Here is a 21,849-nt window from a genome sequence, read left to right as displayed (position 1 = left end):
TTCCCCTGTTTGTCCCGTATGCGGATAGCTGGATTACTCCATCATCTTCTCGATCGGCAGCACCAGGATGGAGCTGGCGCCAAGCGCTTTCAGTTTTTCCATGGTTTCCCAGAACAGGGTTTCGCTGCTGACCATGTGCATCGCTACCCGCTGTTTATCGCCCGCCAGCGGCAGAATAGTTGGTCGTTCGGCGCCCGGCAGCAGCGCCACCACTTCCTCCAGCCGTTCGGTCGGCGCGTGCATCATGATGTATTTCGATTCGCGGGCCTGGATAACCCCCTGAATGCGGGTCAGCAGACGGTCGATCAGCTGCTGTTTCGCCTCGTCCATCTCGCCGTCACGCTGGATCAGGCAGGCTTTGGAACGATAAATAACTTCAACTTCGCGCAGGCCGTTAGCTTCAAGGGTTGCGCCGGTAGAAACGAGATCGCAGATGGCGTCGGCAAGGCCAGCGCGCGGGGCGACTTCGACAGAACCGTTTAGCAGACAGGATTTAAAGGAGATACCTTTCTGATCGAGATAGCGTTTTAACAGGTGCGGGTAAGAGGTGGCGATGCGTTTGCCGTCCAGCGCCGCCGGGCCATTCCAGTTTTCATCCACCGGTGTCGCCAGCGACAGACGGCATCCGCCAAAATCGAGACGGCGCAGGGTGAAATAGCGCGGGTCTTCGCCCTGCGCGCGGCGGCTCAGCAGCTCTTCTTCCAGCACGTTCTCGCCGATAATGCCAAGGTCGACAACGCCGTCCATCACCAGCCCCGGAATATCGTCATCGCGAACGCGCAGAATATCGATCGGCATGTTTTCCGCAAGGGCGATCAGACGCTGGGTGTGCAGGTTGACTTTAATGCCGCAGCGGCCAAGCAGTTCGCGTGAATCTTCACTCAAACGGCCGGATTTCTGAATAGCTATGCGTAAACGGGTGTTGTCTAACATTGTTGTTTTCCTCTGAATACCTGTCTGAATCTGTCCGAATTCGGTCCAAAAAAAAGCCCCCGGAAGTGAATCTTCCGGGGGCTCTCTTTGCGTTCATGCACCACTGGAAGATCCAAACGTCTTCCAGCACACATCGCCTGAAAGACTAGTCAGGATGATGGTGATGATGGTGGTTTTTAAATTGAACGCTGTTCATAAAATTCTCTTTGAATGACTATGCATTTGATGTCTTTTAACCTAAACCAGTTCCGGCGCATAAAGCAAGCCCTTTTTTCCATCATTAATTCATTTCATATTCGTCGAACAAATTGTCAGGTCTCGCGGGCTAGCGTAGCCTAGTATCAGCACAGCGAATGAGTCAGGAGCCAGGGTATGAAAAAGGTCGCGATTGTCGGGTTAGGGTGGCTGGGCATGCCGCTTGCGTTGTCATTGCGCGCGCGCGGTTGGCATGTCACCGGCAGTAAAACGACGCAGGACGGCGTGGAGGCGGCGCGGATGTGCGGTATTGAAGGATATCCGCTGCGTCTTGAACCCCAGCTGATCTGTGAGGCTGAGGATCTGGACGCGATGATGAACGTCGATGCGCTGGTTATCACGTTACCTGCGCGGCGCACGGGCCCCGGGGAAGATTTTTATCTACAGGCGGTGCAGGAGATTGTTGATACCGCGCTCTCGCGGCATATTCCACGCATTATTTTTACCAGTTCGACCTCGGTTTATGGCAATACTGAAGGGACGATGAAGGAAAATTCGCCGCGCAATCCACAAACCGCCAGCGGCAGGGTACTGAAAGAGCTGGAAGACTGGCTGCATGCGTTGCCGGGCACCTCGGTGGATATTCTGCGTCTCGCCGGGTTGGTTGGGCCATCGCGCCATCCGGGCCGTTTCTTTGCCGGTAAATCGGCACCGGATGGCCAGCACGGGGTCAACCTGGTGCATCTGCAGGACGTTATTGCCGCGATTGAGCTATTGCTTCAGGCCCCGAAAGGCGGACACATCTATAATATATGTGCGCCGCAGCATCCGGCGCGCGGCGTCTTTTATCCGCAGATGGCCCGTGAACTTGGGCTGCCGTTACCGGTATTTACCGATAACCCGGAGGGGGGTAAAGGCAAAATCATTGATGGCAACCGGATATGCTATGAGCTTGGCTTTGAATACCAGTACCCCGATCCGCTGGTGATGCCAATGGAGTAATCGCCAGCAGACGATCGCGTACCGTAAGGGGGGGCGATGAAACCACTGCTGGATGTTCTCGTTATTCTTGATGCCTTAGAAAAAGAGGGGAGCTTTGCCGCGGCTTCGGCAAAGCTCTATAAAACCCCCTCGGCGCTGAGCTATACCATCCATAAATTAGAAAGCGATCTGAATATCCAACTGCTGGATCGCAGCGGTCATCGGGCGCGCTTTACTGGCACCGGGCAGATGCTGCTGGAGAAAGGACGTGAGCTACTCCATACCGCTCGCGAACTTGAGCTGCAGGCCATCAGGCTACATCAGGGCTGGGAAAATACCCTGACCATCAGTGTCGATATGACTTTTCCTTTCTCTCTTTTAACTTCACTGATGGAACAGTTTTATCAACAACGCAACGTGACCCGTTTGCAGTTCACTAGCGCTGGTGGTTGGGATGCTCTGGCGGCAGGCGAGGTCGACATGGTGCTGGGCGCGCTTAACGAGCCGCCAACGCTGTTGGGTTATGGTTTTAGTCTGCTTGGCGATGTGGATCTGTGTTTTGTGGTCGCGATTAATCATCCGCTGGCGCAGGCTAAGGAACCGTTGAATTTGCGGGTGTTACAGCGATATCGGGCGATTATTTGCAATGCCGGGTTGCTGCAAAGCGAAAAGCAGGAGAGTGTGACGGTTTATGATATGAATAGCCTGCTGGAGCTGGTTTGCGCCGGGCTGGGCTGGGCTTACCTGCCGCGCTATCTGGCAGAGGCCTGGCTGGAGAAGGGAAAAGTGGTCGAGAAACGTATTAGCACACCCGCGCGGCTGCATCGGGCATGGATTGGCTGGAATGAAGACGTTTTTGGCCTTGCCGCGCAATGGTGGTTACAAGCGATATTAGCAAATAGTGCTATTCGTCAGATCTACAATACTAAAATAGTATGAATATTAGGCGGTTAGAATTCTTAGCCTATTAATAAACCTTTCAACATCTTGTCATTAAGCCAGAAGTTGTTGCAAAATACGCAGCCTGAAAACCAGAGACTAGCCGACGCTTTTTTTAAAGTGTCGGTTATTTTTTTGGTCGAAAGACACATCATTCAATACCAAGAGGCCGGGCTTCGTACCGGATAGATATTTACTAAAAACCGACAGTCGTTGTCGCTGAGGAATAGAAAGAAATGGGGCAATTTTTTGCTTACGCGCTGGCCTTCGCCGTAAAAGGGGATAACTATGTCGCATAACGCTACTCCAAATACCTCTCGCGTGGAATTACGTAAAACCCTTACGTTAGTTCCGGTTGTAATGATGGGCTTGGCCTATATGCAGCCGATGACGCTGTTCGATACGTTTGGTATCGTCTCTGGTATGACCGACGGTCACGTGCCGACGGCCTACGCCTTTGCGTTAATCGCTATTCTTTTTACTGCGCTGAGCTACGGGAAGCTGGTTCGCCGTTATCCTTCCGCGGGTTCCGCGTATACCTACGCCCAGAAATCCATTAGCCCGACCGTAGGCTTCATGGTGGGTTGGTCCTCTCTGCTCGACTACCTGTTCGCGCCGATGATCAACATCCTGCTGGCGAAAATCTACTTTGAAGCGCTGGTGCCTTCGATTCCATCGTGGGTGTTTGTTATCGCGCTGGTCGCGTTCATGACCGCCTTTAACCTGCGCAGCATCAAGTCCGTCGCCAACTTCAACACCGTTATCGTGGTGCTGCAGGTGGTACTGATTGCCGTGATCCTCGGCATGGTGGTGTATGGCGTATTTGAAGGCGAGGGCGCCGGTACGCTGGCCAGCAGTCGTCCGTTCTGGTCCGGCGATGCGCACGTTATCCCGATGATTACCGGGGCGACGATTCTCTGCTTCTCATTTACCGGCTTTGACGGCATCAGCAATCTGTCTGAAGAGACCAAAGATGCAGAACGCGTTATTCCGCGCGCTATCTTCCTGACTGCGCTGATTGGCGGCCTGATCTTCATTTTTGCCACCTACTTCCTGCAGCTGTACTTCCCGGATATCTCGCGCTTTAAGGATCCGGATGCCTCACAGCCTGAAATTATGCTGTATGTGGCAGGTAAAGCCTTCCAGGTAGGCGCGCTGATCTTCTCCACCATCACCGTGCTGGCTTCCGGTATGGCGGCGCATGCTGGCGTTGCGCGTCTGATGTACGTGATGGGCCGTGATGGCGTATTCCCGAAAAGCTTCTTCGGCTACGTGCATCCGACCTGGCGCACCCCGGCGATGAACATCATCCTGGTTGGCGCGATCGCGCTGCTGGCGATTAACTTTGACCTGGTGATGGCGACTGCGCTGATTAACTTCGGTGCGCTGGTGGCGTTCACCTTCGTTAACCTGTCGGTTATCTCGCAGTTCTGGATCCGCGAGAAACGCAACAAGACGCTGAAAGACCACTTCCAGTATCTGTTCCTGCCGATGTGCGGCGCCCTGACCGTTGGCGCGCTGTGGGTTAACCTGGAAGAGAGCTCGATGATCCTGGGTCTGATCTGGGCCGGTATCGGTCTGATTTACCTGGCGTGCGTAACCAAAAGCTTCCGCAACCCGGTACCGCAGTACGAAGACGTTGCGTAATTACGCTTTATGATAAGAAAAGCCGGAGGGAAACCTCCGGCTTTTTTGTTTCTGGCGTCCGCTGCTTTTCCCCGCTGGCGACTGTCGCTTTGCCGGGGGCACAGGGATGGCTTACTTCTCCTGTCGCATCACATTAAGCAGCGTATCCAACAGCCCTGGAAAACGGGCATCCAAATCGTCGCGGCGAAGCGAAATGAGATTTTCCCGCCCCTGAGGACGTTGCCAGATCACGCCGCTGTCGCGCAGCACCCGCCAGTGGTGAGTCATGGTGGATTTCGCGATATCTTCTTTGCGCAATGCGTTACAACTCTGCTCGCTGCCGTCGGAGAGCGTGCGAATGATTTCCAGCCGCAAGGGGTTGCCCAGGGCAAAAAGAACATTTTCGAGGCGAATTTGTTCACGTTCGGGGTGATTGGCGATCATAATATTCCTGTGTCGGCGGTTGTGCTGTTCACGCGAACAGCAACCCGTATCGGCGGCTGGCGGCTACTATACCCAAACTCCTTTTCTTGCGCCACGCGCGCCGTCGCAAGCTGACCGATAGCAGTGATAGTAAAAATAGTTCGAGTGTACTCGTACAGTTGTACTATTATAGATGCCGTAAACCTAACCGCGGCAGATTTAGCCGCTCATTGACAGTCAAAATGACTAAGGACGCATCATGCCCCGACCCATCCCCCTCGAACGTTATCGCAACATCGGTATCTCCGCGCATATCGATGCCGGCAAAACCACCACCACTGAGCGCATTCTGTTTTACACCGGGATGAGCCATAAGCTGGGTGAAGTACACGATGGCGCGGCAACTACCGACTGGATGGCGCAGGAGCAGGAGCGTGGGATTACCATTACTTCCGCAGCGGTAAGCTGCTTCTGGCCCGGGATGGACCGCAGCTTTGAGCCCCATCGTATCAATATCATTGATACCCCGGGGCACGTGGACTTTACCATCGAAGTAGAACGTTCGATGCGCGTGCTGGACGGCGCGGTGATGGTCTATGACTCGGTCGGCGGCGTGCAGCCGCAGTCGGAGACCGTCTGGCGGCAGGCTAACAAGTATCACGTCCCGCGGTTGGCTTTCGTTAACAAAATGGACCGCCCGGGCGCCGATTTCTTCCGCGTGGTGCAAATGATGATCGATCGCCTGAAGGCCAATCCGGTGCCGATTGTTATCCCCATTGGCGCCGAAGAGCATTTCACCGGCGTCGTCGACCTGATAAAGATGCGGGCCATTCTGTGGGATGATGCAACGCAGGGGATGACGTTCAGCTATGCGCCTGTGCCTGATGACCTGCTGCCGACGGCTCAGGAGTGGCGGGAAAAAATGGTTTCGGCCGCGGCGGAAGCCAGTGATGAGCTGATGGATAAATATCTCGAAAGCGGCGAACTGAGCGAAGCGGAAATTGTGGCCGGGCTACGTAAACGCACGGTCGGCGGCGAAATCCAGCCGGTGCTCTGCGGCAGCGCCTTTAAAAATAAAGGCGTGCAGCGGATGCTCGATGCGGTCGTTGAGTTAATGCCGTCGCCGCTGGATATTCCGGCGATTCAGGGCATTGATGACAAGGGGCAACCGGCGGAGCGTCACCCGAGTGACGATGAGCCGCTGTCGGCGCTGGCGTTTAAACTCATGACCGATCCCTACGTCGGCCAGTTGACCTTTATTCGCGTCTATTCCGGGACGTTGAAAAAAGGCGATGCGGTCTTTAACCCGGTGAAGGGCAAGAAAGAGCGTATCGGGCGCATCGTGCTGATGCATGCCAACGATCGCCACGAAGTCGACGAGCTGCATGCCGGTGATATTGCCGCCTGTGTTGGTCTAAAAGATGTCACGACGGGCGATACGCTGTGCGATCCGGATGCGGTCATTACTCTTGAGCGTATGGAGTTCCCGGAACCGGTCATTTCGCTGGCGATTGAACCGAAGACCAAGGCCGACCAGGAGAAAATGGGCAGTGCGCTACAGCGGTTGGCTTCCGAAGATCCGTCGTTCCGCTTGCATACCGATGAAGAGTCCGGGCAGACGATTATCTCCGGGATGGGGGAGTTGCATCTGGAGATTATCGTCGACCGTATGAAACGCGAGTTCGGCGTTGAGGCGAATATTGGCCGTCCGCAGGTTACCTATCGGGAAACGATCCGTAAAACGGTGAAGGATGTGGAAGGCAAATTTGTGCGTCAGTCCGGCGGTAAGGGGCAGTATGGGCACGTCGTGCTGACCCTGGAGCCATTGGCGGCGGGGAGCGGCTTTGTGTTTGAAGATGCCACCAAAGGCGGGGTCGTACCGCGTGAATACATCCCTTCTGTGGAAAAAGGGCTGCGTGAAGCGATGGGCACCGGCGTGCTGGCGGGCTATCCGGTTGTCGACGTTAAAGCGACCCTGACGTTTGGTTCGTATCATGATGTCGACTCCTCCGAAATGGCGTTCCGTATGGCGGCGATTTTCGGCTTTAAGGAAGGGGCGCGAAAAGCGGACCCGGTGATCCTGGAGCCGGTGATGCACGTCGAGGTGGAGACGCCGGAAGAGTACGCCGGCAATATTATGGGCGATCTCTCTTCCCGTCGCGGAATGGTGCAGGGGATGGAGGAGCGTTTCGGTAGCCAGATTATTCGTGCCGATGTGCCGCTGGCCGAAATGTTCGGTTATTCCACCACGCTGCGCTCGATGTCGCAGGGTCGCGCGACCTATAGCATGGAGTTCCATCATTACGCAGAAGCGCCGCGTAACGTGGCCGACGATATCATCGCCAGCCGCGCGAAAAGTTAAGTTAGTACTCCCGGGCTACGGTGACGGCCTGGCCCGGGTTAAACGATTTCCTGCGCATATTGCCACAGCGCTTTCAACAGGGCTTGTTTTTCACTATCGTCAGCATACTGTTGATACATCACCTGCAGTTCATCGGCATAGGCCTGCAAAAACTCTGGCGTAAAGACGTTACGGCGGTGCTCTAACCAGCGCTGCTGTTCGTTTTCATCAAGCGTACCGGGGAAGTTTCGCGCGCGGTAGTTAAACAGCAGGCGTTCAATGCGTTTATCCGCAAACGTAATATCCAGCGCAGGCAGGTTTCGCGGTTCGGTTTCCAGCACTATCTTCATCGCCGCGCGATCGGCATCGCTAAAGAATCCGTTGTACAGTTGGGCGTCAACATTATCCGATGGCACGAACGGTTCGGCTTCGGCATACAGGGCCACCACTTTCTCACGTACCTGCGGATTTGCGCGCAGCAGTTGGGCGTTCTCCAGACAGCGCTGAGTATTGATACCTAAACGGTCGGCATCCTGCGGGCGCAACGTATTGGCCTGCGCCAGCACCGGGCATTTGTTTAAATGCACCAGCTTAATTGGCGCTGCCGGTAAATAGCCGAGTTCGTCTCGCGGAGTATACAGGCGCTCGCGCAATGTATCGGCGTCGAGCTCCAACAACGGCGACATATCCCCCGCCAGGTCAACCATAATCACCGCATTGCGGTTATCCGGATGCCAGGCCAGCGGCGCGACCAGGCTAGTGTTGCCGCGGGCGGCGCCGAACATACCGGAAACGTGGACCAGTGGTTTCAACTGCGGCACGTCGATTAACGTCGCCAGCTTGCGTTTATTTCGATGACTGTACAGATAGTCAAACAGGCGCGGCTGATGGGTCTTCACCAGTTTCGCCATCGCGATAGTGGCGTACACATCGGCCATCGCATCGTGGGCATTGCTATGCTCTATGCCATTCGCGACGGTCAGATGCTCAAGGCGGAAGCTTGGCAGACCGTCTTCATTTTGCGGCCAGTTGATACCTTCCGGGCGCAGGGCATAGCAGGCGCGCATCACATCCAGCAGGTCCCAGCGCGAATTATCATGCTGCCAGCTCCAGGCGTACGGATCGTAAAAGTTGCGGTAAAAAATATTACGGCTGACTTCATCATCAAAGCGGACATTGTTGTAGCCGACGATACAGGTTTTCGGCACCGTGAACAGATCGTTGATGCGGCGGGCGAAAGCGGCCTCGTTGTCGCCTTTGGCCAGCGCTTCCTGTGGCGTAATTCCGGTAATCATCACCGCCTGTGGTTGCGGCAGGTAGTCGTCCGCAGGCTTGCAGTAGAAGACTTCCGGTTCGCCAATGACATTCAGATCGCTATCGGTACGGATGGCGGCGAACTGCGCCGGCCGGTCGAGCGAAGGGCTGGTACCGAAGGTTTCGTAGTCGTGGAAGAGGAAGGATTGTTGTTCGCCATTTTTCATTGTCAAAACTAGTCTCTTTGTGTCGGTTAATTCTTTGTTTTTTAAACGATAAACAACAATTTTTGAATGAAGTGTTGCTTCAAATCGCAAGCTTACCTTTACACTGAAAACAATAATCAAAGCATATTTTATATCTGGCGCCATTAAAGGCTGGGATAGATATCAGAAGCCATGAGTGACGTGTCGAACATGGTAAATCATATGCCGGCGAATCGAAGCGCCTCTATTCACGTTGATATTTAAACATTAATTTAAATTTATATCGAGACTCAGGTGGTGGATGATGCGCCAAGTTTAGTCGATGCTATTGCCTTACTCCCCATGTCACGGTACATGCTCGTGATAAAACACTGCCAAACACCGTATTATTAGAATTAAGTTATTACATAAATATGACATAAAAATAAGCTATGTTAATTTTAGTCATGCAATGTAATGTTTTGTTGATGATATGTTGCAAATTCTGCTATAGTTTATTGGGTTTAATTTTATTTTTATATATGTATCAATAGGTTATGGTGAAATGGCAAAAGGTAGCGTGTTAACATACAGGCCGGATGTTGACGGACTTAGAGCAATAGCAGTTATGTCAGTACTCTTATATCACGCATTTCCAACTATTTTTCGAAGTGGATATATAGGCGTTGATATTTTTTTTGTTATCTCGGGTTTTTTAATTACAACGATAATTCGCAAAGAAGTAATTTCAGGTAATTTTTCATTATTGCCATTTTATCAGAAAAGAATTCGCAGAATTTACCCAGCATTAATTATAACATTAATTGGGATATTGTTTTTATCGTGGTTTTTATTATCCACAGATGAATACGTAGTGACTCTAAAGCATGTGATTTTTTCCAGTATATTTACGGAGAATTTCCTGCTATGGAGCGAGGATGGTTACTTTGATAAGGCTTCAATATTTAAACCTACTCTTCACATCTGGAGTCTATCCATAGAAGAACAGTTTTATATATTCTGGCCATTGATTATTACATTGCTGGTTAAGAAGAAATGCGAAGTTAAAGGGATACTGATATTTATCCTGGTTTCTTTTTTGGTGAATATCTATGATATATCCAATCATCCTGCAGCAGCCTATTACTCGCCGCTTGGTCGTTCATGGGAACTAATGGTCGGTAGTTTGTTTTCCGTAATCTACACGGATATAAAAAACAAAAACACCAACTTTAAAGGAAATTCTGCACTGGCAGTATCGGGGTTGGTATTAGTTATACTGTCCATTTTTCTCATACCCACTCAAAAATACTTCCCCGGATTTTCAGCCATCCCGGTAGTACTCGGTTCTGCGCTAATTATTCTCTATGGTGAGAATACGATAGTAAGCAGAATTTTATCAATGCGAAAAGTTGTATATGTAGGCCTGATTAGTTATCCGTTGTATTTGGTACATTGGCCACTAATGAGTTTTTCCTCAATTATTATTGGCCACGAGTCGAATAAAGCAAACGCAATATGTCTGGTCATCTCGTTTGTGTTGGCTATGCTGATATATGTTATTGTCGAGAAACCAATAAGCAAACAAAAATTAAGTATATCATATTCACTCTTTACTGTCATGGTTGTCATTCCGATATCATCCTTTATGCTAATGGGAACCCCTTCACGTATCAATCAGATAAAATTAGCTACAGAAACTGAATGGACATTTTTAAAAAATAATCATAAAGAATTCGGACTCAATGAGTTTAATAACAATGGAACCGGTATCTATACCATTAATGGAAATGGTAGCGAGACATACTTGTTTTTAGGGGACTCTCACGTGGCTAACATAGCTGAATATATTTACGGGCAAGCTCATGATATGAAAAACGCACCATCAATAATTCTGGCGGCTGGTGGAGGGTGTATTCCTGTTCCGAATGTGTATACCGATGATAAACGTCGTGATAGTTGCTGGGATATGCGTAAAACGGTTTTGGAAAAAATAAAGCAAGGCAATATTCAGAATGTTGTTATCGGTGGTGCCTGGTACATGTACTTCTATAGCAAGAAAGACTATTTTTATGCGGATGGGAAGGGACGCTATTCAATAAATAGTCGGGAAGGTAAGGATTTGGCCCTCGATAGTATTATGGAAACAATTAAACAACTCACTGCTGCAGGGAAAAATGTGTACTTCATAAAAGATGCGCCGTATATAATTGATGTCACCCCAGGGATATATAAAGTAAGACTACAGCCAATTCTATCTTATAATGATCATGAAAATATAAATATTAAGATAGATAAAGAACAGGTGTCTTTCATTTCCTTGTTAGCCCAGAAGGCTCAACAGGCTGGGGCCAAAATAATTAATATCTATGATAAAGTTTGTAAGGATGAGAAATGTAAGCTCAAAGTTGATGGCGAGTATGTTTATGCCGATCCGGGGCACTTTAATCCATCATGGCTGAGAAAAAACAAAGACGTTTTAAGTGATATCCATCTGTGATTTTTGAGCCCTGGTAAGCCAGGGCTTTTTATTTTTCGGAGGCAATGCTGCATATTACAAGCTTTATGGCTTATTACCAGTTATATCTTTTAGGCAACAAAGGGTATATTAGGCCATTTCCTTCTCTTTATTACTATGTTGACTGATAAGCTTACGCCCTATGGCGATACCCGATCGCTCAATGTATTTGTACAAGTTAGCCCCTATAATATAAGTGACAGGAGTGATTATTGCTGTGGGTATAACAAACCGCAATGTTGCCGATAAGTTTTCAAAATCAGTATATTGGATAAGCACACCGATGACTGGAATCACAATCATCAGATGAAGTAGGTATACGGAATAGGATACATCACCTAAAAACTGGCTTACAGGAAGCGAGAGCAGATTTCTTACAGCATCGACTATCCTCTTTAACGGGGAGCTGGCTTTGTGCTCGATGAGTAATGTCATCATTCCCAGTATTAGCATCTCTTCAATAATAAGCTGCTTATAAGAAATGCTTAATTTTATGACTAATGCAATAAACGGAGCAATCATCGCAATCAGTATATATATTTTTTTATGCTCGGATACTGCTTTGTATATCAGCATTCCTGCTATAAATAATGGAAGTTTGAAGAGTATCATTGACGGCATGGGAAACGCACTAAAGTACTCAGGGAGTACATAAGCGGCTACGGCACATAATAACATCAGAATGAGTGATATAGTGGCGAATCCCAGTCTCATAGTTAATAACATAATGAATGGAAATAAAGCATAATACTGCATTTCTAAGCCGATACTCCAATCGGGAAGTACGGTGCGGAATGAATAATAAGGTAATAAACCAAAAGTAAACGAGATATGAGTGATGATATTGATTATCGAACTATCTCTATAACGTGCGGTTTCTGTTTGAGTGACGGGCCATACAGTAGCAATAACATCGCGGAAGTGACCGATGTTTTCCCCGAACAGGAAGGCAACTATAAGTAAAATATAATAAAGAGGCGCAATCCGGAAAAAACGCCTTGCCCAGAATGAAAATATCGTTCTGGATGAAGCCCATGGTTCTTTATGCTGTCTTTCTATATAATTCTTGGTCATTAAATACCCAGACAATAGAATAAAAAGATCAACACCTAGTCCCGGGTTACTTAAAATAGGGATGTTACATTGCGTCAATATACATATATGACCGAGAAGTACCCATAGCGAAGCGAATCCCCTTAGCCCATCAAGTTCCGGGGACCAGTTTTTATTGTGATGCATTTATTCACCATCTGAATCTATGTAAACGATTCGTTAACGAATAATATAAAAAGGGGACATGTGTCTATTGCTATTACCCTCCGGAGTAATAATTAGGATTTAACTCACGCATGTGATGTTTTAGTTAACGAAAAAAATATTTAATTGCGTGATATTTGAGTTTTTTCCTGGTGAAATATTATTTATATGTGCTACAAACTTGTTAAGTGCCATGTTTTGTGTGGTTATTTGTCTTCAATATTCTTACTTTTGATTAGCATTAATTTTTGATTGTTATATTTTTGTTCATCATCGAGCGACGCTTGTGTCATATTTTCTTGCAATTTAGCCCTGATCTCTCAGGCGAACTTCCGTAAAAAGGACGGCGAATCTGTAAATCTTGAGGATATGCCGTTGAAAGGCCGTTTTTTATTTGCTGTAACTTTGCTCGCTTCGAGCGTTTCCTGCGCATTTGCTGCCGCTGATTTGCCCGTCACCGTGACGCCGCCATCGATCCAGGCCGGCTCCTGGGTGCTGATGGACTACACTACCGGTCAAATCCTGACCGCCGGTAATGAACACCAACAGCGTAACCCCGCCAGCCTGACCAAACTGATGACCGGTTACGTTGTCGACCGCGCCATCGACAGTCATCGCATTACCTTTGATGATATGGTCACCGTCGGTAAGGATGCCTGGGCCAAGGGCAATCCGGTGTTTAACGGTTCTTCGCTGATGTTCCTTAAAGCGGGCGATCGGGTTAGCGTTCGCGATCTTAGCCGCGGGCTGATCGTCGATTCCGGTAATGACGCCTGCGTCGCGCTCGCTGACTATGTCGCCGGCAGCCAACCGCAATTTGTCGCGTTGATGAATAGCTACGTTGAAAAATTGCATTTGAAAGACACCCATTTTGAAACCGTCCACGGACTCGACGCGCCTGGCCAGCATAGCTCCGCCTATGATTTAGCGGTGTTGTCGCGGGCGATTATTCACGGCGAGCCGGATGTCTATCACATGTATAGCGAAAAAAGCCTGACGTGGAACGGTATCACCCAGCAGAACCGTAACGGTTTGCTGTGGGACAAAACCATGAATGTCGATGGCCTGAAAACCGGCCATACCTCAGGAGCGGGCTTCAATCTTATTGCCTCGGCGGTCGATGGCCAGCGCCGTTTGATTGCCGTGGTGATGGGGGCCGATAGTCCAAAAGGGCGAGAAGAGCAGGCGGCTAAGCTGCTGCACTGGGGTCAACAGAACTTTGACACCGTGCAGGTGCTGCAAAAAGGTAAGCAGGTCGGCGTCGAACATATCTGGTATGGTGACAAAGAGCAGATCAAGCTCGGCACCGATCAGGACTTCTGGCTCGCGATCCCGAAATCAGAAGTTCCACGTATCAAAGCAAAATATGTGCTGGATACCAAGGATCTGGAAGCGCCGATCGCCGCTAACCAACGCGTGGGCGAAATCTCGCTTTACGATGGCGACAAAGTGGTCGGGCATTGGCCGCTGGTGACCCTGGAAAGCGTTGGCAAGGGCGGGATGTTTTCCCGCCTGAGCGATTATCTGCATCACGGCATTTAATCTTGTTACCCTCTGGCCCGCCGCACTCTGCGGCGGGCTTTATTCATTTCGCGTTTGTGGCGACTCTGTGAATCCGCGCACATACTGTTGTTCATCCGGCTGCTAAATTTAGTGTATATTTATACAGTATTTTATCAACACTGGAGGCGCTATGAACTACAGCATTAAATCTCTCGATGCCCGCAAGATTGCCGGGTTTCATATGGTTGGCCCCTGGGAGCAGACCGTAAAGCAGGGGTTTGAACAACTGGCGGCGTGGGTCAGTCACCACCAGGTGCCTGCGCAGGAGTGGGTCGCGGTTTATTATGATAATCCGCAGCAGGTACCGGCGGAAAAACTGCGTTGTGACACCGTTGTTACCGTGGCGGATGATTACGTCATCCCGCCGAATAGTGAAGGGGTCATCCTCACCGCAATTGCCGGTGGCGATTACGCCTGCGCCAGCGCGCGGGTCATTAACCATGACTTCTCCACGCCGTGGCTGCAGTTCTTTGACAGCCTGCTGCAGAGCAGCGAGTTCGAAATCGCGGATAAGCCCTGTTTTGAAATTTATCTTAACGATGGCAACCAGGATGGTCACTGGGATATTGAGATGTATGTGGCGGTGAACCGTATCGGCTCGTAAGTCGTTATCCCTTATCTTGACAAGGTTTTTTACATTAGCGCAGTGCGCTCGTGAAAAAAGCGGCTACAATTGGCCTTTTCTGTTTGCCGGAGCAGGCCGTGCGCGCTGATAAATCACTTAAGCCATTTGAGATCCGTCTGTATCGTCATTACCGAATTGTACACGGTATCCGCATCGCGCTGGCTTTTGTCCTGACCTTCCTGCTGGTGCGTCTGCTGAACGTGCCGGAGGGCACCTGGCCTCTGATCACCCTGGTAGTGGTGATGGGGCCTATCTCTTTCTGGGGCAATGTGGTGCCGCGGGCCTTCGAACGTATTGGCGGCACTATCCTCGGTTCGGTACTGGGGCTGGTGGCGCTCAAACTCGAGCTTATCTCACTGCCAATCATGGTGCTGTGGTGCGCGGTGGCGATGTTCCTTTGCGGCTGGTTGGCGCTCGGCAAGCGGCCCTATCAGGCGCTGCTGATTGGCATTACGCTGGCGGTGGTGGTGGGCGCGCCGCCGGGCGATATGAACACCGCGCTGTGGCGAAGCGGCGATGTTATCTTTGGTTCACTGTTGGCGATGCTGTTTACCGGTATCTGGCCGCAGCGGGCGTTTTTGCACTGGCGCATCCAGATGGCGAATTATGTCACAACGTTTAATCGGCTGTATCAGGCCGGTTTTTCGCCAAATCTGGTTGAGCGCCCGCGGCTGGAAAAACATCTTCAGAAAGCGCTCAATGACGTGGTGAAAATGCGCGGGTTGATAACCCCGGCCAGCAAAGAAACGCATATTCAGAAAGCAATCTTCGAAGCCATTCAGACCGTCAGCCGTAATCTGGTATGCATGCTGGAACTGCAGATCAACGCTTATTGGGCCTCTCGTCAGGGCCATTTTGTGATGCTCAACGCCCAGACTTTACGTGAAACCCAACAGATGACCCAGCAAACGTTGCTGACTATCGCCCATGCCCTGTATGAGGGAAACCCGCAGCCGGTACGCGCCAACACCGAGAAGCTCAACGAGATCGTGGTCGAGTTGCGGCAGCTTATCAAAGAGCATCAGGACGATAATCTGTCGGAAACGCCGATTCACGGCTATGTTTGGCTGACCATTGAGCTGGCGCGCCAGCTTGAGCTGCTGTCGCACCTTATTTGCCGCGCGCTGCGCAAATAAAAGGCAGATACGTGCGCGAAGTGAACAGGTTGCTTCGATTCAGCAGCATTTAGGGTTATGATAAACGCAAAGGAAAAAACATTGTCATCAGCGACTGCTAGCAGTTATGTTAGCCCTATAGGGCAGTCGCTTTAGCGAATCCGAATCTCAAATATTAGGGGTGTAAAAATGGAAACAACTAAGCCTTCTTTCCAGGACGTTCTGGAGTTTGTTCGTCTGTTCCGTCGTAAGAACAAGCTGCAGCGTGAAATTCAGGACGTTGAGAAAAAGATCCGTGATAACCAGAAGCGTGTCCTGCTGCTGGACAACCTCAGCGACTACATCAAGCCGGGTATGAGCGTTGAAGCCATTCAGGGTATCATCGCCAGCATGAAAACCGATTATGAAGACCGCGTTGACGATTACATCATCAAAAACGCCGAGTTGTCGAAAGAACGTCGCGACATCTCCAAAAAACTCAAAGTGATGGGTGAAGCCAAAGTCGGCGAATAAACCTCTCATTAGTTCCGGCGGCAATGCTTGCCGCCGGGCTCCTCCATCTTCCTGCCGTTAAACCTCCGTATAAGCATCGCCCTTTAAGCCGACAGTTTGTTATACTGCCGCCGTGAACTTATTGATACCGGAAGGGTTTATCACATGCTGTCCCAGCTACAGGTACCGCCGCGATGATACTGATTACCGGCGGCGCGCGTAGCGGCAAAAGCCGTCACGCCGAATCTTTACTCCAATCCTTCGCGTCGGTGCTCTATATCGCCACTTCAGCCGCTATTGACTATGAAATGGCCGCACGCATTCAACATCACCGCAATAGCCGCCCGCCGCATTGGCGTACTGCAGAGCGCAGCCGTGATCTAACGCCACTCATTACCCCCGATAATGAACCCGATGAAGCCATTTTGCTTGAGTGCGTCACTACACTGGTCACCAATATTCTGTTCGCTGAAGGTGGGGAAACGGATCCTGAAGAATGGGATTACGCTGCGATGGAAAAGGCAGTCACGCAAGAAATCACTCAGCTGATTGCTGCCTGCCGCGCCTGCCCATCGCCGGTGCTGTTGGTTACCAATGAGGTGGGGCTGGGAATCGTGCCGGACAACCGGCTGGCGCGGCATTTTCGTGATATTGCCGGGCGCGTGAATCAGATGCTGGCCGCGGCTGCCGATGAGGTGTGGCTGGTTGTTTCAGGGATAGGAGTCAAAATCAAATGATTAAATCGTTCTTTGCCACGCTTTCTTTTATGAGCCGCTTGCCGGTTCCGGCCCGCTGGTCGCAGGGGCTGGAAATCGATCAATATGAGCGCGGGATTGTTACTTTTCCACTGGTGGGGTTACTACTCGGCGCGATTGCCGGGCTGGTGATGCTGGCGCTTCATGCCTGGTGCGGCCTGCCGTTGGCCGCGCTGTTTGCCGTACTGGCGCTGGCGCTGCTGACCGGCGGTTTTCATCTTGATGGCCTGGCGGATACCTGCGATGGGATCTTTTCCGCCCGCCGCCGCGAGCGGATGCTGGAGATCATGCGCGATAGTCGGCTCGGGACGCACGGCGGGCTGGCGCTGATCTTTGTGCTGGTGGCGAAGGTATTCGTCATTAGCGAACTGGCGCTGCGCGGTACCTCGATGCTGGCGGCGTTGGCTGCCGCCTGCGCTGTGGCGCGTGGGATGTCGGTGTTGCTAATGTACCGCCAGCGTTATGCCCGGGAGCAGGGGCTTGGTAACGTATTTATTGGCAAGGTGACTTTCCGTCAGACCGTCATTACCCTGGCGCTATCCTTGGCGCTGGCAACGCTGCTGCTGGGCGTGCATGGCCTGCTGGCTGCGGTTATAACGCTGCTGGTGGTATCGGCGCTTGGCCAGGCGCTGAAGCGCACGCTGGGCGGGCAGACCGGCGATACGCTTGGGGCGGCCATTGAACTGGGCGAAGTTATCTTTTTACTGGCGTTGCTATAGAGCACACACCGCGCTGACAGGAAGCATATGAATACAATAACTGAATGGTTAGCGGCCATCCCGCGACCGGACGAAAGCGCGATGTCGCGGGCTCGTGAGCATATTGACGGCTTGTTGAAACCTCCCGGCAGCCTGGGGCGTCTGGAATCGCTGGCGATTCAGTTAGCCGGTATGCCGGGGCTACAGGGCGGGCTACATTTTGCACGCAAAACTATTGTGGTTATGTGCGCCGACCACGGCGTCTGGCATGAAGGTGTTACCGTCTCGCCACAAACGGTGACCGCTATCCAGGCGGCCAATATGACCCGTAAGAATACCGGCGTTTGCGTGCTGGCAGCGCAGGCCGGGGCTGATGTTCAGGTAGTTGACATCGGTATTGACGCCGAACCGATCCCTGGGCTGGTAAATATGAAAGTGGCGCGCGGCAGCGGCAATATTGCCTGTACCGCGGCGATGAGTCGCGAGCAGGCTGAAACGCTGCTACTGGCGAGCATGCGCTACACCCGCCAGCTTGCGGAGCAGGGCGTGCGTCTGTTCGGCGTGGGCGAGCTGGGGATGGCGAACACCACGCCTGCTGCGGCCGTGGTCAGCGTGCTGACCGGCCATGATGCCGGCGATGTTGTGGGCATCGGCGCGAACCTTCCAGTATCGCAGCTGGCGCATAAGGCGGAAGTGGTACGCCGGGCGATAGCGGTCAATCAACCTTCATCAGGCGATGGCCTTGATGTGCTGGCAAAAGTGGGCGGTTTTGATTTGCTCGGGATGGCTGGGGTCATGCTGGGCGCCGCTTCCTGCGGATTGCCGGTGATACTCGATGGCTTTTTATCGTACGCTTCAGCACTGGCGGCCTGCCGGATCGCGCCACAGTTGCATCCGTACCTGATACCGTCGCATCTGTCGGCGGAGAAGGGGGCACGTATTGCGCTGGAACACCTGCAGTTGCAACCTTATCTGGAGATGGGCATGCGCTTAGGCGAGGGCAGCGGCGCGGCGTTAGCCATGCATCTGGTCGAGGCGGCAGGGGCAATGTTCAACAATATGGGGACGCTGGCTGAGAGCAATATCGTGCTGCCGGAAACCCGTTAAGCGGCTTCGGGGCGCCGACCGGCCCCCCGAAACAGTGCTTACAGCGCCTGCTGCCACACGCTTTGCGGCAGCAGATAAACATCCGCTTTAGCCTGCATGCCATCGGTAACGATATGACGAATGCCGCTGGCCATCACCGCAAGGGTGACATCAAACGCATTCAGGCTATCGCCAAAACCGGCGGTAAGGTTGAGCATTGAGCCATCGGCCATTAGATAGATTGTTTTCCCCGGCATCCGATAAGCGTTGATATAGGGCATAACCTCTTCATGCGGGAACTGGCGCAGGTGTTCGCAGTCAATCTCTTCCGCCACGTGGCCGACGTTGAGAATAAATACGCCATCTTTAGCGCTGTCCAGCGCCAGGCTGTTGACCACTTTTTTGCCGCCGGTGGCGGTAGCGACGACGTCGGCTGATGCGATGGCATCCTGTAAATCCACGACATGCCAGCCGTCATAAGCGGCCTGTAAACGGCGCGCGGGATCGATTTCCGCCACCATAACCTGGCCGCCGAAGGCTTTTGCCGCGGCGGCGACGCCTTGCCCGACCAGGCCGTAGCCGATCACCAGCACTTTTTTCTCATGTAGGGTCAGGTGAGTAGTCTGGAAGAATGTGTGCCAGGCCGTCAGGCCAACCATATGGCGGTTATGTAGCCCTTCTTTGACCGGCAGATCATCCCAGTTAAAGATAGGGTAGCCGGGGCGAATATCACCGAGGCGATTGACGCCGGAGCCGGTGGCTTCAAGGCCGGCGACGACATTGCCGAACTCGCCGCGCTGGTGGAGCAGGGTGGTAATATCCGCACCCATTTCACAAAGGTGAGTTGGCCCCCAGGCGATGGCTTTTTCCCATGATTGTTGCCAGTCAGCGTCGCTCATATTGCGCCAGGCGCAGGCTTCCGCGCCGCGCTCCACCAGCCAGGAGACAACCTCATCCTGCACGGTGGTTGGATTACAGGTGGTCAAAAAGACTTTCGCCCCTTTCTCAAGGAGCCCCTGCACCAGCGGGATCATTTTCATATCCAGATGCATACAGCAGGCCAGGCGCACTTCGCTGAGGTCAGGAAGGGCCGCCACCTGACGCAGGGTACGCGGCATATTCTGGCTGGCCCATGCCACTTCTTTCGTTAAATTTGTCTTATTATTCACCGTATTGTGACCTTTAATCCGTAGAGTGGGTTTAACCCCGGTGGGGAAGATGATTCTAACGCAGGGTGTAAAAATCACATAACCCACACTGCCCGGTAAAGTTGCAAATAATAGGCATCATAAATACATGGTTGTTAATGAATGGTTAAATAAAGACAATGAAACATCATTTATTCCTATGATGTGAGCGATTCGTTCGATGTTACGCGTTTTACAGCGCCCGCTATTTTCTCGCGCGCGTATTTTTCTTGGCCGTTTAAAACCTCATGCCTTACCCGTTGCTAAAAAGCATATTGTGCTGGGATCGATCGGTGCGGGGACCGGACTGGCGGTGACCAGTATGTTCAGCCACTGGCTGTTGGGTGAGGTGAATCTGTGGTTTATTGCGCCGATGGGGGCCTCGGCGGTATTGCTATTTGGCGTACCCAGCAGCCCGCTTGCTCAGCCCTGGTCTATCGTTGGCGGCAACGTGCTTTCGGCGCTGATCGGCGTCACCGTCGGACTACTGGTGCCGGATACGGCAATCGCCTGCGGCCTGGCGGCGGCGCTGGCGATCGCTGGAATGTACTTTTTGCGTTGTCTGCATCCGCCTGGCGGCGCGGTGGCGCTCACGGCCATACTTGGCGGCGCCGGCGTACACAGTGAAGGCTACCAGTTTGTGCTGACGCCGGTATTATTGAACTCCATGATGTTGGCGCTGCTGGCGATCGTCTTCAACAATCTGGTCGGGCGCCGCTATCCGCATCCGCTGGCGGCGGAAGAGGTGAAGCCGAATGTAGTGCCGATGGGGATTGCAGTCACTCGCGAAGATATTCACGCCGCGCTGATGGAAGGGCAGTTCCTTGATATCGGCGAGGACGATGTGCAGGAACTACTGGAGAATATCGAACAGCAGGCTCGGCTGCGTCTCGCCGCCGGTCAAAAAGCGCGCCAGTGATGCTATTAAGACACCCGTTGCAATGCCTTAGCTAGCGCCAGCCTGAATCGCTCGATGAGGTCGGGTTCACCGGGCAATAATTCGGCGAGCGTAATCGTTTTGTCCGCGCGGTAGACCTTACCGCTGCCGAGCAGCGCCTCGATATCATTGGCCGCCTGATGCGCGGCCTGCAGATCGGCATCCAGTAATATCACGGCGTGAGCCAGGACAATGTGACCCTGGCTTTCGGCTATGGGCCGCCAGTATTGAGCGGTACCGGCAATCTTGCGCGCGTTTTCTCCCTCACCGCAGGCCAGATTATAGCGGCCGTCGCAAAAAGAACCGCTGACGGCCTGAAAATGGCTTTCGACGCCAAGAGTCGAAAGCGTGCGTTGCAATATTCCACATAACAACAGATAGATGGGTTCGGCGGCTTCGCCTAATGGCTGGATTACCGGCCAGGCAAGACTCAGGTTGAGGATCCCGGGCCCCTGCGGCACCAGCCCGCCTCCGGATCGACGCATCCACACCGGCCAGCCACGGGCGGCAAAGGATTCACTGACGGTGGCCAGATTGGCGAATTTCCGGTAACTGCCAGGAACCACGAACCCTTGCGGCGCCTGCCAGAGTTGAGCGACGGCTTCGCCGCGGCGCGCGCGCTCGAACAGAGGCTGTTCGGCGAGCGTGGGATCATCGCATTGGACAATCGGTAATCCGCCGATATTGAAGCGGATGGGCAAACAGCCTGCGTTATGTGGTTCGCGCATAAAGCCTCCCT

General features: G+C 52.2%; 21 protein-coding genes and 1 other annotated feature. Of the genes, 14 read left to right on the top strand and 7 right to left on the bottom strand.

All coding sequences use genetic code 11. The features are described 5' to 3' along the window. Positions 1-33 precede the first annotated feature (33 nt). Together hisG and hisL are read right to left on the bottom strand one after the other, a co-directional pair. A complete protein-coding gene (hisG, locus tag EAE_RS23600; protein ID WP_015365824.1) occupies positions 34-933 on the bottom strand; it encodes an ATP phosphoribosyltransferase in 900 nt (299 codons plus the stop codon). Positions 934-980: 47 nt separating this feature from the next. Further along, positions 981-1,103 (bottom strand) — a sequence feature (His leader region). After that, entirely contained in the window at positions 1,079-1,129 is a 51-nt protein-coding gene (gene hisL / locus EAE_RS23595; protein WP_009654477.1) for a his operon leader peptide, read from the bottom strand. It overlaps the preceding feature by 25 nt. A 176-nt stretch (positions 1,130-1,305) precedes the next feature. Between hisL and EAE_RS23590 the strand changes: the two genes are divergently transcribed. The 4 genes from EAE_RS23590 (at position 1,306) to plaP (ending at position 4,695) form a co-directional block, all read left to right on the top strand. Beyond that, complete coding sequence (locus EAE_RS23590; protein WP_015365825.1) at positions 1,306-2,130, top strand: SDR family oxidoreductase; 825 nt, start codon at positions 1,306-1,308, stop codon at positions 2,128-2,130. 36 nt (positions 2,131-2,166) lie between these two features. Next, on the top strand, positions 2,167-3,048 hold the full coding sequence (locus tag EAE_RS23585; RefSeq protein WP_015706027.1) for a LysR family transcriptional regulator: 882 nt from the start codon (positions 2,167-2,169) through the stop codon (positions 3,046-3,048). Between the two features lie 236 nt (positions 3,049-3,284). Beyond that, a complete protein-coding gene (gene yoeI, locus EAE_RS25640) occupies positions 3,285-3,347 on the top strand; it encodes a membrane protein YoeI (RefSeq protein ID WP_098949253.1) in 63 nt (20 codons plus the stop codon). Then, a complete protein-coding gene (gene plaP / locus EAE_RS23575) occupies positions 3,337-4,695 on the top strand; it encodes a putrescine/proton symporter PlaP (RefSeq protein ID WP_015365827.1) in 1,359 nt (452 codons plus the stop codon). The genes yoeI and plaP overlap by 11 nt, the downstream gene beginning before the upstream one ends. 111 nt (positions 4,696-4,806) lie before the next feature. On the opposite strand, the gene EAE_RS23570 is transcribed toward plaP, so the two are convergent. Next, positions 4,807-5,118: an ArsR/SmtB family transcription factor gene (locus tag EAE_RS23570; protein ID WP_015365828.1), complete on the bottom strand. Its 312-nt coding sequence runs from the start codon at positions 5,116-5,118 to the stop codon at positions 4,807-4,809. Between the two features lie 238 nt (positions 5,119-5,356). Between EAE_RS23570 and fusA the strand changes: the two genes are divergently transcribed. After that, entirely contained in the window at positions 5,357-7,459 is a 2,103-nt protein-coding gene (fusA, locus tag EAE_RS23565) for an elongation factor G (protein WP_015706026.1), read from the top strand. A gap of 38 nt (positions 7,460-7,497) precedes the next feature. On the opposite strand, the gene sbcB is transcribed toward fusA, so the two are convergent. Further along, complete coding sequence (sbcB, locus tag EAE_RS23560) at positions 7,498-8,919, bottom strand: exodeoxyribonuclease I (RefSeq protein WP_015706025.1); 1,422 nt, start codon at positions 8,917-8,919, stop codon at positions 7,498-7,500. Between the two features lie 523 nt (positions 8,920-9,442). Between sbcB and EAE_RS23555 the strand changes: the two genes are divergently transcribed. Further along, on the top strand, positions 9,443-11,377 hold the full coding sequence (locus tag EAE_RS23555) for an acyltransferase family protein (protein ID WP_071609831.1): 1,935 nt from the start codon (positions 9,443-9,445) through the stop codon (positions 11,375-11,377). 108 nt (positions 11,378-11,485) lie between these two features. Here the strand turns inward: EAE_RS23555 and EAE_RS23550 are convergent, their stop codons facing one another. Then, positions 11,486-12,634: an acyltransferase family protein gene (locus EAE_RS23550; protein ID WP_015706023.1), complete on the bottom strand. Its 1,149-nt coding sequence runs from the start codon at positions 12,632-12,634 to the stop codon at positions 11,486-11,488. 393 nt (positions 12,635-13,027) lie between these two features. Here EAE_RS23550 and dacD point away from each other — a divergent pair, with 393 nt between their 5' ends. The 7 genes from dacD (at position 13,028) to cobT (ending at position 19,007) form a co-directional block, all read left to right on the top strand. After that, on the top strand, positions 13,028-14,194 hold the full coding sequence (gene dacD / locus EAE_RS23545) for a serine-type D-Ala-D-Ala carboxypeptidase DacD (protein ID WP_032710017.1): 1,167 nt from the start codon (positions 13,028-13,030) through the stop codon (positions 14,192-14,194). Between the two features lie 151 nt (positions 14,195-14,345). After that, positions 14,346-14,819, top strand: coding sequence for a DNA gyrase inhibitor SbmC (gene sbmC / locus EAE_RS23540; protein ID WP_015706021.1), 474 nt, complete (start codon positions 14,346-14,348; stop codon positions 14,817-14,819). A 98-nt stretch (positions 14,820-14,917) separates the two neighbouring features. Beyond that, positions 14,918-15,976, top strand: a complete 1,059-nt coding sequence (locus EAE_RS23535) for an FUSC family protein (protein ID WP_015706020.1) — start codon at positions 14,918-14,920, stop codon at positions 15,974-15,976. A 168-nt stretch (positions 15,977-16,144) separates the two neighbouring features. Next, positions 16,145-16,468 (top strand): DUF496 family protein, encoded by a 324-nt coding sequence (locus EAE_RS23530; RefSeq protein WP_015365834.1) that lies wholly within the window; start codon positions 16,145-16,147, stop codon positions 16,466-16,468. A 173-nt stretch (positions 16,469-16,641) separates the two neighbouring features. After that, the gene (cobU, locus tag EAE_RS23525) at positions 16,642-17,184 is read left to right on the top strand and encodes a bifunctional adenosylcobinamide kinase/adenosylcobinamide-phosphate guanylyltransferase (RefSeq protein ID WP_015706019.1); all 543 of its coding nucleotides are present in this window, start codon (positions 16,642-16,644) and stop codon (positions 17,182-17,184) included. Next, positions 17,181-17,921 carry an adenosylcobinamide-GDP ribazoletransferase gene (cobS, locus tag EAE_RS23520; RefSeq protein ID WP_015365836.1) on the top strand — a complete coding sequence of 247 codons (741 nt, stop codon included), beginning with the start codon at positions 17,181-17,183 and terminating at the stop codon, positions 17,919-17,921. The genes cobU and cobS overlap by 4 nt, the downstream gene beginning before the upstream one ends. A gap of 27 nt (positions 17,922-17,948) precedes the next feature. Then, on the top strand, positions 17,949-19,007 hold the full coding sequence (gene cobT, locus EAE_RS23515; RefSeq protein WP_015706018.1) for a nicotinate-nucleotide--dimethylbenzimidazole phosphoribosyltransferase: 1,059 nt from the start codon (positions 17,949-17,951) through the stop codon (positions 19,005-19,007). 38 nt (positions 19,008-19,045) lie between these two features. On the opposite strand, the gene EAE_RS23510 is transcribed toward cobT, so the two are convergent. Further along, positions 19,046-20,155 (bottom strand): adenosylhomocysteinase, encoded by a 1,110-nt coding sequence (locus EAE_RS23510; RefSeq protein WP_032708694.1) that lies wholly within the window; start codon positions 20,153-20,155, stop codon positions 19,046-19,048. Positions 20,156-20,354: 199 nt separating this feature from the next. On the opposite strand from EAE_RS23510, the gene EAE_RS23505 reads away from it, so the two are divergent. Further along, positions 20,355-21,092 carry an HPP family protein gene (locus EAE_RS23505; RefSeq protein ID WP_015365839.1) on the top strand — a complete coding sequence of 246 codons (738 nt, stop codon included), beginning with the start codon at positions 20,355-20,357 and terminating at the stop codon, positions 21,090-21,092. Positions 21,093-21,097: 5 nt separating this feature from the next. On the opposite strand, the gene EAE_RS23500 is transcribed toward EAE_RS23505, so the two are convergent. After that, the gene (locus tag EAE_RS23500) at positions 21,098-21,838 is read right to left on the bottom strand and encodes a lipoyl protein ligase domain-containing protein (RefSeq protein WP_015706016.1); all 741 of its coding nucleotides are present in this window, start codon (positions 21,836-21,838) and stop codon (positions 21,098-21,100) included. Positions 21,839-21,849: the final 11 nt, after the last annotated feature.

It is taken from the genome of Klebsiella aerogenes KCTC 2190 (assembly GCF_000215745.1).
Classification (GTDB): Bacteria; Pseudomonadota; Gammaproteobacteria; order Enterobacterales; family Enterobacteriaceae; genus Klebsiella; species Klebsiella aerogenes.
Note: the sequence above shows the minus strand (reverse complement) of the source record. Positions and strands in the feature narration are given on the sequence as shown.